The 15,370-nt window shown below is 72.6% G+C and carries 15 protein-coding genes and 1 tRNA gene; 6 read left to right on the top strand and 10 right to left on the bottom strand.

Annotated features, from left to right (window positions below; all coding sequences use genetic code 11):
* Positions 1-338 precede the first annotated feature (338 nt).
* Entirely contained in the window at positions 339-845 is a 507-nt protein-coding gene (locus OG444_RS04380; RefSeq protein ID WP_327260837.1) for a DUF2199 domain-containing protein, read from the top strand.
* A 188-nt stretch (positions 846-1,033) separates the two neighbouring features.
* On the opposite strand, the gene OG444_RS04385 is transcribed toward OG444_RS04380, so the two are convergent.
* The gene (locus tag OG444_RS04385; protein ID WP_327260838.1) at positions 1,034-2,080 is read right to left on the bottom strand and encodes a methyltransferase; all 1,047 of its coding nucleotides are present in this window, start codon (positions 2,078-2,080) and stop codon (positions 1,034-1,036) included.
* 54 nt (positions 2,081-2,134) lie between these two features.
* Entirely contained in the window at positions 2,135-2,965 is an 831-nt protein-coding gene (locus OG444_RS04390) for a helix-turn-helix domain-containing protein (protein ID WP_327260839.1), read from the bottom strand.
* Between the two features lie 8 nt (positions 2,966-2,973).
* On the opposite strand from OG444_RS04390, the gene OG444_RS04395 reads away from it, so the two are divergent.
* Complete coding sequence (locus OG444_RS04395; protein ID WP_327266658.1) at positions 2,974-3,231, top strand: hypothetical protein; 258 nt, start codon at positions 2,974-2,976, stop codon at positions 3,229-3,231.
* A gap of 259 nt (positions 3,232-3,490) precedes the next feature.
* On the opposite strand, the gene OG444_RS04400 is transcribed toward OG444_RS04395, so the two are convergent.
* A complete protein-coding gene (locus OG444_RS04400; RefSeq protein ID WP_327260840.1) occupies positions 3,491-3,850 on the bottom strand; it encodes an SH3 domain-containing protein in 360 nt (119 codons plus the stop codon).
* Between the two features lie 797 nt (positions 3,851-4,647).
* On the opposite strand from OG444_RS04400, the gene OG444_RS04405 reads away from it, so the two are divergent.
* Complete coding sequence (locus tag OG444_RS04405; RefSeq protein ID WP_327260841.1) at positions 4,648-5,379, top strand: hypothetical protein; 732 nt, start codon at positions 4,648-4,650, stop codon at positions 5,377-5,379.
* 42 nt (positions 5,380-5,421) lie between these two features.
* Here OG444_RS04405 and OG444_RS04410 read toward each other — a convergent pair whose 3' ends face one another.
* Positions 5,422-6,852, bottom strand: coding sequence for an amidohydrolase family protein (locus tag OG444_RS04410; protein WP_327260842.1), 1,431 nt, complete (start codon positions 6,850-6,852; stop codon positions 5,422-5,424).
* Positions 6,853-7,279: 427 nt separating this feature from the next.
* On the opposite strand from OG444_RS04410, the gene OG444_RS04415 reads away from it, so the two are divergent.
* The 3 genes from OG444_RS04415 to OG444_RS04425 all read left to right on the top strand — a co-directional run bounded on the left by OG444_RS04415 (position 7,280) and on the right by OG444_RS04425 (position 10,488).
* Positions 7,280-7,354: transfer RNA gene (locus OG444_RS04415), tRNA-Gly, on the top strand.
* Positions 7,354-9,687, top strand: coding sequence for a hypothetical protein (locus OG444_RS04420; protein ID WP_327260843.1), 2,334 nt, complete (start codon positions 7,354-7,356; stop codon positions 9,685-9,687). Before OG444_RS04415 ends, OG444_RS04420 begins: the two co-directional genes overlap by 1 nt.
* Before the next feature lie 357 nt (positions 9,688-10,044).
* On the top strand, positions 10,045-10,488 hold the full coding sequence (locus OG444_RS04425; RefSeq protein ID WP_327260844.1) for an SRPBCC family protein: 444 nt from the start codon (positions 10,045-10,047) through the stop codon (positions 10,486-10,488).
* On the opposite strand, the gene OG444_RS04430 is transcribed toward OG444_RS04425, so the two are convergent.
* The 6 genes from OG444_RS04430 to OG444_RS04455 form a co-directional block, all read right to left on the bottom strand.
* Positions 10,485-10,850: a UBP-type zinc finger domain-containing protein gene (locus tag OG444_RS04430; protein ID WP_327260845.1), complete on the bottom strand. Its 366-nt coding sequence runs from the start codon at positions 10,848-10,850 to the stop codon at positions 10,485-10,487. The two genes, OG444_RS04425 and OG444_RS04430, sit on opposite strands and share 4 nt — an antisense overlap.
* Before the next feature lie 392 nt (positions 10,851-11,242).
* Positions 11,243-11,737 carry a hypothetical protein gene (locus OG444_RS04435; protein WP_327260846.1) on the bottom strand — a complete coding sequence of 165 codons (495 nt, stop codon included), beginning with the start codon at positions 11,735-11,737 and terminating at the stop codon, positions 11,243-11,245.
* 182 nt (positions 11,738-11,919) lie between these two features.
* A complete protein-coding gene (locus OG444_RS04440) occupies positions 11,920-12,567 on the bottom strand; it encodes a GNAT family N-acetyltransferase (RefSeq protein WP_327260847.1) in 648 nt (215 codons plus the stop codon).
* 5 nt (positions 12,568-12,572) lie between these two features.
* Positions 12,573-13,307, bottom strand: coding sequence for an SDR family oxidoreductase (locus tag OG444_RS04445; RefSeq protein WP_327260848.1), 735 nt, complete (start codon positions 13,305-13,307; stop codon positions 12,573-12,575).
* Positions 13,308-13,434: 127 nt separating this feature from the next.
* Positions 13,435-13,938 carry an SRPBCC family protein gene (locus tag OG444_RS04450; RefSeq protein WP_327260849.1) on the bottom strand — a complete coding sequence of 168 codons (504 nt, stop codon included), beginning with the start codon at positions 13,936-13,938 and terminating at the stop codon, positions 13,435-13,437.
* A gap of 178 nt (positions 13,939-14,116) precedes the next feature.
* On the bottom strand, positions 14,117-15,145 hold the full coding sequence (locus tag OG444_RS04455) for an NUDIX hydrolase (protein WP_327260850.1): 1,029 nt from the start codon (positions 15,143-15,145) through the stop codon (positions 14,117-14,119).
* Positions 15,146-15,370 lie beyond the last annotated feature (225 nt).

Genomic DNA, 15,370 nt, shown 5'->3' on the forward strand with positions numbered 1-15,370 from the left:
TGAGAGGTTCTGACAAGGCGTTGGAGGTGGCGAGGGGTGATGAAGCAGGTCGCGAGGCCGGGTAAGGCTTCATGGATGTCGTCTCGTTGTTCCCATGGGATGCGGGGCTCGTCCGACACGATCCACTGCCTCGACTGACACTTCCCAGGGCCGGACCGAACGGACCAACCGCCACCATCACCCTGCCCACTCACCTCCCGGTCCGGAGTCGGGCCGGGTGACCAGGGACCTGCTCGCCGTGTGCGCGCCGCCTCGTCAGGTCCGCCTCCTCGAGCGCCGGCGGCGGTACGTCATATACGCCCGCAGGACGGTCTGACCAGTTCGTTAGGCTCAGCGCCATGGCTGCTGAACACCACCACACCTGCGCTTGCTGCACAGAACACAGGGACGGTCTGCCGCTGTCCTACGGAGCTCCGGCTCCGGCGGCGTGGAAGCCTCGGTACTCCCGGCGCCGGGACAGCGAGCTGACCGCCGACCAATGCACGATCAAAGGCCGTCACTTCTTCGTCCACGGCCTTATCGAGATACCGGTGCGCGACAGCGGCGACACCTTCTCCTGGGGAGTCTGGGTCTCCTTGAGCGAAACGAACTTCGCCCGGACGCACGACCTCTGGGACGACCCGGCACGCGCGCAGGAGCCTCCGTACTTCGGGTGGCTCTCCACCGAGCTGTCCGTCTATCCACAGACCACGCTCCACCTCAAGACCCACGTCCACACGCGCGCCGTCGGCCGGCGCCCACTGATCGAAGTGGAACCCACCGACCATCCCCTGGCGATCGAGCAGCGTGAGGGCATCACCACCGACCGTGTGAAGGACCTCGCAGACTTGCTTCTCCGGGGCTGAAACCTCAGCGTCACGGCCATCCCGTGCACACCGCTGCCGCCGCACCGCCGGCCTGTGCGGAGCACAATCCATGACGCCCGTCAGTAGCCGGGCAGGGTGGCCGCAGGGCGGTCCGAGCCGCCCGTTCTGCGGGCCGAAGCCCCACCAGGCGCGCTGTTCTTGCCAGGTGCTCGGCGCGCGGTCGGTGATCAGTCGGCCACGGCCTCGATCAGGGAGTACGGGGCGGCCTCCGCGAGCGGGGTGACCGACGTGACGCGCAGGGCCGCCCGGCGGCACACCTCCTCGAAGTCCGTGCGGGTGCGTTCCCTGCCGCCGACGTTCACCATCATGTTGAGGTCGCTCAGGTAGGTGCCCTCGTCCTCCGCGCCGACGATCTCGGGAAGCACGGGCTCCACGATCAGGACGATGCCGTCGTGCGGCAGCACCCGGCGGCAGTGGCGCAGGATCGTGACCGCCTGGGCGTCCGTCCAGTCGTGCAGGATGCTCTTCACGAGGTACACGTCCGTGCCGTGCGGGACCGACTGGAAGAAGTCCCCGGCGATGACGGTGCAGCGTTCGTCCACTCCGTGTCGCGCCAGTGTCTTCGCAGCCTCTGCGAGGCCGTCGGCCGTGTCGAAGACGACGCCGGCGAGATGCGGGTGCGCTTCGAGGACGGCGGCCAGGAGGGTGCCGCTGCCTCCGCCGACGTCCGTGACCGAGGCGAACCGGCTGAAGTCGAAGGCCCGCGGCAGCACGGCGGCCGTCTCGGAGGCGACCTGGCTCATGGCCGCGTTGAAGTCCGTGGAGAGCTCGGGGTGCCGGGCGAGGTGGCTGAAGAAGTCCGTGCCGAAGACGGAATCGAATGCGATCTCCCCCGTACGGACGCTGCTGTCCAGGTGCTCCCAGGCGCGCACGATCGCCGGATCGGTGAACATGCGGACGAACGACGCGAGGGAGTCGGGGTGACGGGGGCCGAGGAGCGCGCCCGCCGGGGTCACCGAGAACGTGTCGGGGGCGTGTTCCGCGAGCAGGCCGAGGGCGGTCAGGGCCCGCAGCAGGCGTGTCATGGGCTGGTGCGCGGTCCGGGCTCCGGCTGCTACCTCGGCGGCCGTGCGCGGTCCGTCGCCGATCAGTTCCACGACGCTCAGGCGGACTGCCGCCCGCAGGGTGTGCGCGGCCATGCTCCCGAACGCGAGCCGGACGACGAGCTCGCGGCCTGCCGCCGTCTGTGCTGTTCGTACCTCGGTGTTCGTCACGGTGTTGCTTCCTTCCTTGGGGTCGGCCGATCGTCGATCGGTCTGATGGGGCGGTCAGGGCTGGGTGGAAGCGGTCAGGCCGGCCAGTGCGCCGGGTGTGCACCCGGTGAGGGCCTGGACGTCGCGGTGGAGGTGGGGCTGGTCGGCATACCCGCACGCCATGGCGACGTCGCCGGCGCGCTCGCCGGCGAGGAGCGCCCGGGCGGCGTGGTCGAAGCGGACCAGCATGGCGGCGCGTTTGGGGGTCAGGCCGACCTGGGAGCTGAACCTGGCCCAGAGCCGCTTGCGGCTCCATCCGCAGGACGCGGCGAGGTCGCCGACCCGTACGCGGCCCCGGCCGGCCACGATGGCGTCCCAGGCGGCGGCGACCTCGGCCGCCATGGGCGGGGCTCCTTCGGCCCTCTGTCTGAGGAATCCGTCCGTGAGCGCGAGGCGTTCCTGCCAGGATGCGGTGTCGGCCAGCTGCTCGCGCAGCAGCCGGGCGTGCCGCCCCCAGAGGTCCTCGAGTCCGGTGATGGAGCCGTCCAGTTCGAGCGGGGAAACCCCCAGGAGGGCGTAGGCGGTCCGGGGTGACAACGCCACCTCGACGCATTCGACGCCCTCGCCGCGGATGCGGGCCGGGCCGGGCGAGAGGGAGGCGACGAGACCTCTCAGTGGCCGGTGCCCGGAGGTGCTCTCCACCGTGACCGGGCCGGCTCCGAGCCCGATGACGATGATCACGGCGGGCTGCGGCAGCACCCGCATGTCCAGCCCGCAGCCCGTGCGGTCCCGGAACCCTGCCATCCGTACGCCGTCGATGGAGGTTCCGCGCAGGGGGCGGGCGACCTCCCAGCGGTTGTCAGAACTGCGCTCCGGGGGCGTGTCCCCCGCGTTGTCTCTGGGCATTGCCGGCCATGCAGGGCTTCGGCGGGGACCGGCAGTGGAGCGAGATCTCATCGGCGCTCGAGCCCCTGCTCCACCATCCCGACGATGACGGTGATCTGTCCGCCGCCGACTGTGCGAGAGTCCTGCCCCGGCTGGCCGAGATCGTCACGGAGTGGGAGACGGAGGAAGGCGACCCCACGCTCCCGCGGCACATCGAGGATGCCCGACAGCTCGTGATCGTGTTGAAGGCCTGCGTCGACGCGGACGTCGAACTGCTCTTCGGGTGACCTTGAGGGCCCTGCAGATCGGCCCGGGACGAGGGCGAACCTCACTGTCGCGTCGCGCAGTTCGGACGGCCGCGCGGGTTGGTGGGCGCGGTGCCGCCGGTGGCGGCCAGGAGGGCATCCCGGTCGGTGAACGACGTGGGAACGCCGGCCCTGCAGTCTGCTTCAGCGTGACGCGGGAGCGGCACCTGACCGCCACCGCCGAGGGCGGTGGCGGTGGCGGTCAGGGAGAAGGGGGGCCGAGCAGGCGGGCCGGCGGTTGTCAGTCGAGCTGCATGGGCACGTTGATGTACTGAGCGGCAACCCAGCCCTTCTTGCCCTTGTGGGGGCCGGACTTCACCGTGATGTAGCCCCAGGCGCCGGGCTTGTCGTTGCGGCCCTTGTTGCACTGCCAGTACACATCGGTGCCCTTGGAGAGCGTGCCGGTGGCCGTGTAGCCGGTGCCCGGGCCGGTGCGGAAGTTCACCGTTGTATATACGTCGGTGTTGATCTTGATTTGGTGGGTGCAGGCTCCGCTGCCGATGGTGGCGGCGCTGGCCGTGGAGGCGGTGGCGACGGCGCCGCCCAGGAGCAGCGCGCCGGTCGTTGCCACGGTCACAACGCGGCGGGCGAGTGTGTTCATGTGCAATTTCTTCCTGGTGTCGTCGGCCTGAACTCGGTCGCCAGGCCTGCGGCGGGCCTCTTCGCCCGGGGCGCCGATACGTCGGCGACGGCGGGCGAGAAGGGCCGGGAGCGAGACAGGTTCGCCGTCGCTCCGCATCCGATCTTACGTATACGCAGGGAGTTGACGGTCAATCGGGGTACTGCAGCGGCATCCCGTGGGGCCGCGCTCCGGCGAAGCGTTCGTCCTGGGTGGGGGCGAGGCTCGTGAACCCACCCACCCGTCCGCAGGTTCACGGACTCGATTCCGTTCGTAAAGTCGCTCTCCGAGAACGGGGCCTTTCGCGGCCGAGTACCGTGGCCGGTCCGCCGCTTTTGGAGACCACCGGACGAGGGTCCTCGCTGCCCATCAGGTGCTCCCGTGCGGTGGCGGCATGCGGTCAGACTGCTCTCCGGCCGCAGACGTCCCTGCGGCCGCGCAGGGTGGGCGGGCAGGGGCGGGCGGGCGGGCAGGGCGGTGTTCGACAAGGAGATCCCCGGCTCCTGGCCGGCAGACCTCTCCCCCATCGGCCTCGACCCGTGCGCCGCACCCGCACCCGCCGGCACCACCCTGGGGGGAGAGAGTGACGGGCCGGTGCTGGTCACCGGGGGCGGGGCCTCCGCCGGTCGGTCGGGGGGATCATTGCGCTGAACGGATGCAGTCGTCGGGCTGCACGGTATCCGTGGGGATCACGGTGGCCCCCTCGTGCGTTGAACCGTACGAGGGTGCGCTACAGGCCGGCACACCGCACCGCCGGCCGATGCGATGAGGAGGATTCGATGCATGCCGCCGAGGAGAACCGGCAGGAGCTGGACTCGGTCAGTGTCCTGAACGCGAAGAGGACGCTGCTCCAGCTGCTCGGCCGGGCGGGAGTCTTCGCCGACGACGCGGAGGGCCTGATCGCCCTGGTCGAGGCGGGAGCCCTGGCCGGCGCGTGCGAGGAGCTCGGCGCGCTCGGGGGGTCCGTACCGGGGGACAAGGGCGAGCCGTACGGGTCGGGCTGGCTGGACGGTGCCCGTGCCGTCACCGACGAGCTCGGCGCGATCGCCGAACGGACGCTGCGGCAGGCCGTCGACCCCGACGGACCGGGCGCCGCTGCGGCTGCCCGGCCGCCGGTCGGGCGGATCGAGGTGGAGCAGGCGAAGGCGGCCGTCACGCCGCTCTACCTCACCTTCACCGCCGTCTCCGACCTCGACCCCGAGGTCACCGAGGAGGTGCTGCGTGCCGTCCTCGGCACGATGACCTCCTGGCAGAGGGCCCGGTACGCCGGCCGGCTGGCGGAGTTCGCGGCGGCGCACCGGGCCCGTCTGGAGCGGTTGTACGTGGAGTACGGGCCCGGCAGTGCCACCGCCGTGCACAGCCGCTACTCCCTTCTGCACTCCGCCACCGGCGTCGCCGTGCTGGAGCGGCTCGCCACGCGGCCGGCCGCACTACGGGAGGAGTGGGACGCCGCCGAGCTGCCGCCCGCCTGGCTGGACGGTCCGATGAGGGCCTGGGACGCGGTGGGCTGACCCCGTGGCTCCGGTGTCGGTGCTCGTGAGGGCCGGCGGGGTCTATCCGGCCGCGCGCAGTCGGGTCGCGGCCGTCTCCGCCTCCCGTACGACGCGCTGCGTGTCGACGCCGACGAGCCGGCCGTCGAACTTCAGCGGGCGCCCGTCCACGAACACGGCCTCGACGTTCTCGGGCCGCCCGTTGAAGACGGTCTGGCCGACCCAGTCGAAGCGCGGCGCGAAGTTCAGGGCGGCCGGGTCGACGACCACGACGTCGGCCCGTTTTCCGGGGGTCAGGGAGCCCGTCCGGTCGCTGATTCCCAGGGCCTCGGCACCGCCGAGGGTGGCCATCCGCAGGACGTCTGGGACCTGCGGGAAGATCGTGGCCTGCGTGGCGCGGGCGCGCTGCAGGCCGATGGCCGTCTTCATCAGCGCGTGGAAGTCCGAGCTGTCGTTGGTGCCGCCGTCCAGGCCGAGGCCGATCTTGACGCCCCGTCGCCCGAATTCGGACAGCCGCATGATGCCGGAGGCGAGCCGCATGTTGCTGAGCGGGCAGTGCGCCGCGCGCACGTCGTGCGCGGCGACGGCGGCGATCTCGTCGTCGGTCAGGTGGATCGCATGGTTGATCAGGAGCCGCGGACCGAGGGCGCCGATGTCGGTGAGGACTCCGATGGGGTCGTCGGCGCGCTGCTCGGGGCGTTCCAGGACGTGGGAGTTGAGCATGACCCCGAGGTCCTGGGCGGCTTCCCAGTGCGCGTGGTTGAGGTGTTGGACGGCTCGCGCGGCGTGCGTGGCGACCTGGAAGCCGCCGAGCGGAACGGGATCGACGAGCTCCTTCTTCACCTTGGCGACCAGCGTCGGGTCGGCTGCGGAGGGGAACATCGCGTAGGTGAACCGCACTCCGGTCGCGGCCAGGGCCCGTACGTAGCTCTCGATGAGGTCGTACGAGAAGATGTCCACCCAGTCCACGAGGGTGGTCACCCCCGACTGGACGGCGTCGAGGGCGGCGAGGCGTACGAAGCTGTGCAGGGCCTCGGGGGTGAGCCGGCCCCGCTGGGGGTCGGTACATCGTGTGAACCAGCCGAACAGGTCCCCGTCGGTACAGCCTCCGCGGATCACGGCCTGCCAGAGGTGGGTGTGGGTGTCGATGAATCCCGGCATGACCAGCTTGCCCGAAGCGTCCACGATCCGGGTGCCGGGCGGGGGCCGCAGGCCCGTGCCGACGGAGGCGATGGTGCCGTTCCGCATCAGGACGTCGGCGTTGTCGAGGGCGCCGAGGGGGCCGCTGCCGAGGGCCGGGTCCATGGTGAGTACGAGGGAGGCGCCGCGCAGCAGGACGGACGGGCCGACCGGGACCTGTGGGGTGTGGGGGACGTGGGGGCGTTCGGGGCGGGTGGTGATGCCGAGGACGAGCGGGGTTGCGGCGGCCAGGCCAAGGCCGGTGAGGATGTCGCGGCGGCTGTGGGCCGGCGAAGGAGTGGGGGACGGCTGCATGGCGTAGTACCTCCCGAGGGCTCAGAACGGAAGGCCCGCCCCGGGCGACGCCGGGTGGGGGCGTCGGGCAGGGCGGGAGAACACACGCAGCATTCCCAGCGAACTGTCATTCGATAGGTGCTTGCGGAAAAGATTTTCCGTTCCGGTCTCCCGTCGGCCATCTGTCGGCCACCATCGGCCATCCATCGGCTCCCCAGGATCTGCGCCAGAGCCCGGGACCGGCTCGCGGGAGGTCTCACGCGCCGCCTCACACGCCTCCTCGGATGCCTCCTCCCATGCCATGTCCCCCTCCGGGAGCCAGAAGTGGGGCTCCGTCAGGTCTTCGTCGGCCGCTCTCCTGTGGCCGGCCCCGGCCCGCCGGGCAGGCCGCAAATCCGTTGCGCAGGCGCCCGCCCACCGCCTAGGTTTCAGGCCACGACCACGACCACGACGTGTAGCTCAGTAGCAGAGCGCCGGGCTTCCTACCCGGAGGGCGCAGGGGCGGAACCTGCCACGTCGGCCATGAACGCACACGCTGACAAGCAGCTCCCGAACCGGTCCGCTCCGAAGGCCGCGCCCGAGACCGCACCGGTGTCCGTGTCCCCCGCCTACGCCGAGAGCCGGCTGGCCCGGGCCCTGCGGACCTCCGTCCTCCACGAGGACACCGCCACGCGCGAGCGCGCCCGCTTCCGGGCTCAGCAGTGGCGTCAGGTCCTGTCCGGCATCGGCGCGGGTTCCCTGGCCGTCGGATCGCGCACCCCGGTGGCCGGCCTGCCCGCATGGGTGACCCCGGACGTGGTCACCGGCGGCTTTGCGACCGGCTCCGCCACGGCCGGCGGGCCGCTGCTGCCGTACGAGGAGGAAGCCGCCCGGCTGGCCGGCGTACCGGCGACCCGGTCGGCGCTCTTCGCCCACTTCCTCACCGAGGACGGCCTGGCCCGCCTCTGGTCCCTGCTGGACAGCGGGCAGTACGAGGTCCGTGTGCCGGAGGAGGCCGCGCTGGCCACCGTGGCCTGGCTGGTCCGTGCCGGGGACTTCGACGCCGCCGCCGAACTCGTCACCGCGCTGCAGCCGTTCGCCGACCGGCTGCGCTTCCTGCCGCGTCCCACCGACCGGCCGCGGCCCGCGGCGGGCGCCGTGCACCGCCGGACCGTCGGCGACGCCGCGGCCGCGCTCGCCCGGCGCCGGCCGGGCGCGTCCGTCGAGACCCAGCGGGAGGCGCTCACCGTCTGGGCGCCCTTCGCGGACGACCTGCTCACCCACCGGCTGGAGGCCGTCTCCGGCACGCCCGGCCCGCACTGGCACGCCGACGGCGCTGCTCTGCTGGCGCGCTACGGGTCCCTCGCCGCGGAGCACACCCGCTGCACCAAGCACCTGAACCCGAAGTCGAACGTCGCCGTCCTGCTCCGGGCCCTGGAGGAGGAGCTCGCGGGCCGTGCCCCGGCGCCCCGGCTCGCCGGACTGCTGCGCGTGGCCGTCAGCGCGATGGTCGCCAAGCGCGGAGCACCCGGCTCTCCCGGACATGCCCGCCTGCGCCGTGTCCAGGCCGCTCAGGCGGCGCTGCCCTCGCACCACGCGCTGGCCGGTCTGGTGCTGCGCCGCCTCTCGCGGCTCGACCCGGCCGGTGGGACGGCCGATGTGGAAGCGCCGCTGGCCCCTGTGGACGAGAGGGAGTCCCTGGAGACCGGCCTGCCCGTGGGCGCGGCCGTGCCCACGGCGATCGGGAACTGCGTCCGCGCCGCGCTCAGCGCCCCGTTGGAGGAGCTGGTGGCGCGCGGCGTGGTGCCGTCCGCAGAGGTGCTCGCGGAGCTCGTGCCACAGCTCGTCGCCGCCGTGACCGCCGATCAGTACACCGACGAGCCGCTGCGCAACCTGATGGCGGGCACCTACTGCGCCTTCCGCAACCGCCGGTCCCTGCTGCTGCTGAACCTCCAGCACCAGGTGCGGATCGAGGAACTCCCCTGGCTGCGGGCGGTCTCCGCGCACCGCGACGGCGACGCCGCCGCGGGCGCCCAGGAACAGGCCGAGGAGGCACTGCGCCGGCTCGGCGGGCTGGCGGTGTCCGCATTCCCTGCGACCGTGCTGCCCAACCCGCTCGTGCGGGAGCTGTCGCACCTGGGCCGACAGGCCGAGCTGGGCACACCGTTCGTGGAGGAGCTCGCCGCCGACATCTTCATGGGGACCTTCACCCCGAAATTCCTCGTGGCCGCACGGATCGCCGCCGACCTTCTCGAAGGGAGCCTGTACGAGCGGTACTACGGCATCGACTTCGCGCGGCTGCGCCGGATGGCGGTCGCGCAGGCCGTCGACAGCGCGCAGCGCGGCCGGCCTGCTCGCAGCGCCGAGGAGTTCGCGCGGCTGTGTGCCGAGCGTGCCGGGACCAACGGGGCGAGCTGGCGGCCGGCCGTGAACGGCAAGGTGATCGAGCAGGCCCAGATCCTCACGACCCACAACCTGGCCACCCTGGCCGCCCGGGTGAAGATCGCTCCGGTGGCGGGCTGGGCGGCACTGGCCCGGGACTGCTTCGACGTGGTGTGCCGCTTGGTGAACCGAATGGCGGGTAGGCCGATGCTGTCCACCATCAAGGACACCGCGTACGCATGGCGGCAGATGCTGTTCCACCTCTCCCTGTGCGAGGACGCGGAGCGGGCGGCCGTGCTGGAGTGGATCGAGACGGACATCCTGCGCCGGCCGCCGCTGGTGCAGGCCCGGCTGGCGCCGGCCCTCGCCGGGTTGCGCCTGGTGGCGGCGGGCGGCTCCTTCGGAGCGGACGGCACGGGCGAGCGCGGCCGTGCCCGTCGGCTGCTCGGTTGGAGCACCGACGAGCACTGGATGCGCGCGCCGACCAGGTGCTGAAGGAGTCCCCCTCTCTCCTGTCGAGAGTTTTCGTGCGGCCGGCTCGTGGCTCCCGCGCCGGGGAGGTCCTGCGCGCGGCGTGCGCGGGCGGAGGCCCGGCCCGGCTCTGTACCGCCCGGGCGGGTAGGCGGAGGGGGCGACCGGCCCCGTACGAGGGTCACGCCGGCCGCACCGGACCGCTCGGCGACCGGCACGGAAGGCAGGAGCGTCTTCCGATTCCGCCCTCACGTCCTCAGCCCTCCCCCGGGATCTTCACGGACCCGGCCGTCGGTCGTGCATCCGTCCGCGGCTCCCGTGGGGAAGCAATACGTCTGCGGAACATCGATTCGGCTCTCACGGGCCGGTAAGGGGTCGGCTGTGGCTGTCACCGTCCGGAGGGACATCCTCGTAGGGCTTCCTCTCAACGACCTGGTCGCCTACCTGGAGGACTTCTCCCGGACCGAGGAATGGGACCCTGGCACGGTGCGGTGCGTGCAGGTCGGCGAAGGACCGGTGCAGCAGGGAACCACGTGGCAGAACACTTCGCGCTTCCGTGGCAGGACCAGCGACCTGCTCTACCGGCTCGTCTCCAAAGAACCGGATCGGCTGCTGTTCGTCGGTGAGAACAAGACCGTCACGGCCACCGATGACCTGGGTTTCCGGGCCCGCTCGGCCACGACCACGCTCCTCACCTACACGGCGTCCTTGCGGTTCAAGGGATGGGCACGCCTGGCCACACCCTTCCTGCGCCCCGAATTCGACAGGATGGCCGACGCCGTGGCCGACAGACTGCCGTCCGCAGCCACCATCCACCGCGGTTAGCGCCGCTGCCGCCGCGCCTGCCCCGATCCGCTGTGGCCGGACCGGACGAGAAAGACCTCGTCGGTGAAGCACCAGGCCCAGTCCTCGTCGGACGCCAGGGAGAGGACGACCGGGTGTCCGCTCAGCACATGGTGGTCATGGGCGTGCATGCCTCGCGAGCTGTCACAGCATCCGACGTAGCCGCACGTCACGCACCGGCGCAACCGCACCCAGCTCCAGCCGCGCGACAAACAGTCCGCGCAGCCGGCCGGCGGAGCCGGCGGCGACGGCTCGGACGTCGACAGGAGCCCGATATGGGCGCAGGACCGCCCCTGCGGTCGACCGCCGTCGGGCCGGACCCGCCAGCCGGGGTCACCTGCCATCGCCACCACTCCTCACCCGTGTCGGCCGGTGCCGGCCCGTGCCCGGCGCAGCTCCGGATACGGAGGCTTTTGCATCCCTCTTCCTTTCGGCCGAGGTGCGCGAACGGATGCATCCACGGCTGGGGAATCGTCCGCGTGGTCGCGCAGCAGGGTTCCGGGGACTGCGGTGAAGCCGTCCGATCCTCGCTACCTGTGTGCGGACTTCGCGGACTTCGTCGAGCGCTTCCGGCCCGGCTGGCCCTCCGACATCGGTCACCCCGTACGCGACCCGGGACCCGCCGGCGATCGATGACCTGCGGGCCTGGGAGGTGACGGCATGCTCGGCGCCGCCCGGCTCTTGCCGGACGTGCGCGGCGGCCTCCACCACGACTGCCCCACGGCAGCCGGGCGGTTCAGGCTTCGGGGAGGCGGCGCAGGCGCTCGGTCGCCGCGTTGCGGACGCGGCGGGTGCGGGCGTCGGTGGCGAGCAGGCTCAGCGCCTCGTACGAGGTCAGCAGCCGGACGGCGGTCCGCTGGCACCAGTCGGAGGCGGCCGTGAGCTCGTCCGCGGCCCAGGGCTCGCCGCGGGTGACGGTCTTGAGCAGGTTCCACTCCCGCAGCCGGCGTTCGGGAAAGGGCCGGCCCGCGAGGACTTCGGCCATGGCCCGGGCCCAGGCGGGGAATTCCTCGTCGGCGAGCAGTTGTACGGCCCGCCGGTCGAGGTGGGTGACGACGGCACTCTCCGCCATCACCCGGTCGGGGTCGCACAGCACGTCGGCCACGACCTCCGCCTCGCCGCTTCCGCCCGGCGCCGCGGCCAGCGACTCCAGGTGGCGGGCGTAGCGCCAGTGCTCGGGGGGCGTGTCGTCGTCGGGGCCGCTCATCGGGTCGCTCGTCGGGGCGCTCATCGGCCCACCCCCGCGTCGGCCATGGTCTCGTGGGCCGGCCGTGCCGGCCCGGCCTGTGCCCGCGCCTGTGCCCGCGCCGGTATGCCAGTGGCCGATCGCTGCTGGTTGTTTCCTCGCCCCATGGCACCCATTCCACACGACCGCAGTGAGCGGCCGGTGGTCAGGGTGCCGTCAGCGCGTGCTCAGCGGGCCGGAGCCAGCATCAGGGCCTCCGAACCGACCGGCCGGTAGCCCGCCGCCTGGAAGACCCGGATGCTGCGCGCGTTGCCGGTGGCCTGCTGGGACCAGACCGGCTGCCCGTCGGGGACGAGGTGGCGGGCGGCGCGGGCCAGTTCCCGGCCCAGCCCGCGGTGGCGTACCCCCTCGTCCACCTCGATCGCCGCCTCCCAGCGGCCCGCGACACCGCGGCCCAGGACGAGGACTCCCCCGTCCGCCGTCCAGACCCGTATGTCGTCGCGCCGGCGCAGTGCCCTGCGTACGCGGGGATGGTCGGGGTCGGTCGCCTCCACGAGCTCCAGCCCGGGTGCGCCGGGCAGCGGCCCGGCGACGGTGAGCAGGTCGATCGTGTCGGTGCCGCGTCCCGTGCGGTCGAGCAGCGCGGCGAGGAAGCGGGGGTTCATCGTGGCGGCCAGCGCGTCGCAGTCGATTGCGGCGAGGGTGGCGTGCACCCAGTCCGGGTCCTCGTCGGTGAAGACCACGGAGTGCGCGGTGAAGGCGATGACACCCGCGTCCCGCCGGTGTTCCTGGGGGACCACGGTCGTGCCGCCGTCGGGGGGCGGGAACAGTCCGCCGGCCGCCGCGTCCAGGATGTCCGTCAGCGTCCGACCCATGGCCGTCAGACCTGCTCGAAGTGGAAGGACTTGATGAAACAGTCGCGGGGCTGGCCGATCGCGAAGAAGATGCAGTCCACGAGCGACTGTGCGGTCAGCGGGTCCTTCGCCGTGCGCGGCGCTCCCTCCCATGCCTCCGACAGCGGGTCGTGGTTGTCGAAGTCCGGCGGGTAGAGGGAGATGACGCGGACGCCCTCGTCGCGCAGCCGGCGGGAGAGGATCTCGGTGAAACCGGCCTGGGCGCTCTTGGCCGCGTAGAAGGCCGCGTGGGCGTCGGACCGGTGGTGGCCGGTCTCTCCGCAGCCGGAGACCATGGTGACGATGTCCGGCCCGGCCGACTTCAGGAGCAGGGGGAGGAAGGCCTTGGTGGCCAGGACGGTGCCGGTGGCGCCGGAGGCGAGGGTGTCGGTCACGTCCTCGTCGGAGGCGGACAGCAGGTCGGTGCCGTGCTGGTAGCGGGATCCGTTGTTGACGAGCACGTCCAGGTGGTCGGTACGGGCGGCGACCGCGGCCGCGAAGTCCCGTACGGAGGCGGGGTCGCTGAGATCGCAGGCGTAGGCGTGGACGCGGTCCGCGTCGTGGCCCTGTGCGCGGATCTCCTCGCGGACGCGTTCGGCGGCTTCGAGGGTGCGGGCGGAGAGGTGGACCTCGGCGCCCCGGCTCGCGAAACGGAGGGCGAGGGTACGCCCGAAGTCGCGGCCGGCGGCGGTGATGACGACGCGGTGGTGCTCGAGTGTCATGTCTGCGCTCCTGATTCGTGGTCTGTACACATGATCTCAGGTGCGGGGTACGGCGGTTGGGCCGGGAAAACCGCGGAGAGCCGGCGGGGGCACGGGCACGGGCGCGTACCGGCTCTCCGCGCCGCGGTCAGTCCTCGCCCGCCTCCTGCTCGGCCTCGGGCAGCGGGGCCCCGGTCTCCAGCAGGGTCTTGAGGCTGGACGCGAGCATCGGCCAGGCCCGTCCGCACATGCCGATGAGGGTGCCGCCGGGTTCGAAGCCCTCGTGCAGGATCGTCAGCCGTGCGAGGGTGTCGCCGACGGGTTCGATCTCGTACGTCACCTTGGTACGGCTTTCCTTTGCCAGTTCGGCCCGCAGCTCCTCGCCGATCCCGACGGAGGCCGCCCACTGCGGGGTGAAGGTGTGCCAGGTGTAGGAGAGCAGGCGGTCCGGGACGCAGTCGAGAACCACCTGCTCGGGGTCGCTGGTACGGGCCCCTCGCTCGACCCAGTCCATCGGCGAGCCCACCGCCCAGTCGGTCTCGAAGCTGAGGCCCCAGTACCGGCGGGTGAAGGCGGGCTCGGTGAGGGCCTGCCAGACCCGGGCCGGGTCGGCCTGGATGTACAGGGTGTACGTGATCGCGCTGTCGCTCATGGCCCCATGCTGAGGGACCGCGGACCGCGGACGCCGGATTTCCCGGTCACGGCGGTGGCACCGGGACGGCGGGCCTTCGCGTCGGCCCCGGGGCCGAACCCGGGGGCCCGCTCCACCGCGGGCGGCGTACCGCCGCGCTCCGGCCGCCGTCAGCAGGTACGAGGCGCCACCGGGCACCTCACCAGCGAGCGCCCTCCTCGGGGATTTCCGTGGGCGGGGTGCGGGTGGGGACGGGGAGGCCGAGGGCGGCCCGGGCCGCGTCGACCGCCGCGAGCTCGTCGTCGCCCGCCCGCCCCCAGTCGTTCAGTTCGCGGACCTGTTCCGGGGTGGCCAGCAGGCGTGCGTACCCGGGATCGGTGTCCGTGCCCGGGGGGAGGCAGGTGAGGCGGGCCGCGGCCCGGGCGTGGGCGCCATGCCCGCCGTTCCGGTGGCCGAGCGGGGCGGCATCCTCGGTGGTTCCGGCCGTCGGGGGCGGGAGGTGGGCGGCGCCGGTGTCCCGGGAGACCAGGAGCAGGACCCGCCCGTCGGGGGCGAACAGCCATGCCCGGTGGTCCCGTACGGGGAGCCCCGCCGGGACGGGTCCCGGGTGCCAGGCGTCGTGCTGCGGGATCCGCCGGGTGCGCAGGACGCCGAGCCGGTCGAGAGCCGTCGGGGCGGTGGGCCGGCCGTCCTCCAGCAGGGCGGTGCCGGGGCCGTTGATCCGGGCGCGCAGGGCGGACAGGGCGCGGCGGGCGTCGCCCGGGTCCATCAGGGCGGGCAGATCGGCCGGCTCGGCAAAGTGGATGGCGGTGATCTCCTGGTCCGGGAGGCGGACGGCCGCGATCCGCTCCGGGGTCCAGGTACCGCCGTCGTAGACGTGCAGGATCTCGCCGGGGAAGCGCATCTCGGGCGGGAAGCCGGGGGTGTCCGCCGGGATCCAGTCCACGGCGAGGCCGCGCGGGTAGCGGCCGTCGACGCCGAGCTCCTCGCGCAGCTCACGGGCGGCGGCCGCGGACGGCGCCTCGCCCGCGTCCACGGCCCCGCCGGGGAGCAGCCGGTCGGCGCGGTAGTCGACGCTCTGGATGAGGACCCGGCCGCGTACGTCGGTGACCAGGACGACGGCGGCGGTCCACACGGCGGCCCTCGAGGCTCCGTACTCCGCCGGGGTCATCCAGGTCCCCGCCTGCCCGTGTTCGTCGATCGCGCCCTGGTCGGTCAGCTGCGGCATCGGACTCCGTTCACCGTGGGTGGACCCGCCGCCTGTGCAACAGCGGGCACGGCCCCCGGGTTACGGCGCCCCGTCGGCCGGACCGGCACCCCACGGCTTTGCCACCCCTATACCTCCTTATTACTTGGTTATGCACTCCCTGGTACGTTCCGGATGCGGACTGGCGGCATGAAAACCGCCGGTCCGACCAGACTTCCCGCAACGGGTGCCGCGCGGCCGCGCGGC

The sequence above is a fragment of the Streptomyces sp. NBC_01232 genome (assembly GCF_035989885.1).
Classification (GTDB): domain Bacteria; phylum Actinomycetota; class Actinomycetes; order Streptomycetales; family Streptomycetaceae; genus Streptomyces.

Excerpts from the sequence above, each read along its gene's own strand:
- OG444_RS04380 (WP_327260837.1), top strand. The coding sequence starts at position 339 with ATGGCTGCTGAACACCACCACACCTGCGCTTGCTGCACAGAACACAGG.
- OG444_RS04390 (WP_327260839.1), bottom strand. The coding sequence starts at position 2,965 with ATGCCCAGAGACAACGCGGGGGACACGCCCCCGGAGCGCAGTTCTGAC.
- OG444_RS04395 (WP_327266658.1), top strand. The coding sequence starts at position 2,974 with ATGCAGGGCTTCGGCGGGGACCGGCAGTGGAGCGAGATCTCATCGGCG.
- OG444_RS04400 (WP_327260840.1), bottom strand. The coding sequence starts at position 3,850 with ATGAACACACTCGCCCGCCGCGTTGTGACCGTGGCAACGACCGGCGCG.
- OG444_RS04405 (WP_327260841.1), top strand. The coding sequence starts at position 4,648 with ATGCATGCCGCCGAGGAGAACCGGCAGGAGCTGGACTCGGTCAGTGTC.
- OG444_RS04410 (WP_327260842.1), bottom strand. The coding sequence starts at position 6,852 with ATGCAGCCGTCCCCCACTCCTTCGCCGGCCCACAGCCGCCGCGACATC.
- OG444_RS04420 (WP_327260843.1), top strand. The coding sequence starts at position 7,354 with ATGAACGCACACGCTGACAAGCAGCTCCCGAACCGGTCCGCTCCGAAG.
- OG444_RS04430 (WP_327260845.1), bottom strand. The coding sequence starts at position 10,850 with ATGGCAGGTGACCCCGGCTGGCGGGTCCGGCCCGACGGCGGTCGACCG.
- OG444_RS04435 (WP_327260846.1), bottom strand. The coding sequence starts at position 11,737 with ATGAGCGCCCCGACGAGCGACCCGATGAGCGGCCCCGACGACGACACG.
- OG444_RS04440 (WP_327260847.1), bottom strand. The coding sequence starts at position 12,567 with ATGGGTCGGACGCTGACGGACATCCTGGACGCGGCGGCCGGCGGACTG.
- OG444_RS04445 (WP_327260848.1), bottom strand. The coding sequence starts at position 13,307 with ATGACACTCGAGCACCACCGCGTCGTCATCACCGCCGCCGGCCGCGAC.
- OG444_RS04450 (WP_327260849.1), bottom strand. The coding sequence starts at position 13,938 with ATGAGCGACAGCGCGATCACGTACACCCTGTACATCCAGGCCGACCCG.
- OG444_RS04455 (WP_327260850.1), bottom strand. The coding sequence starts at position 15,145 with ATGCCGCAGCTGACCGACCAGGGCGCGATCGACGAACACGGGCAGGCG.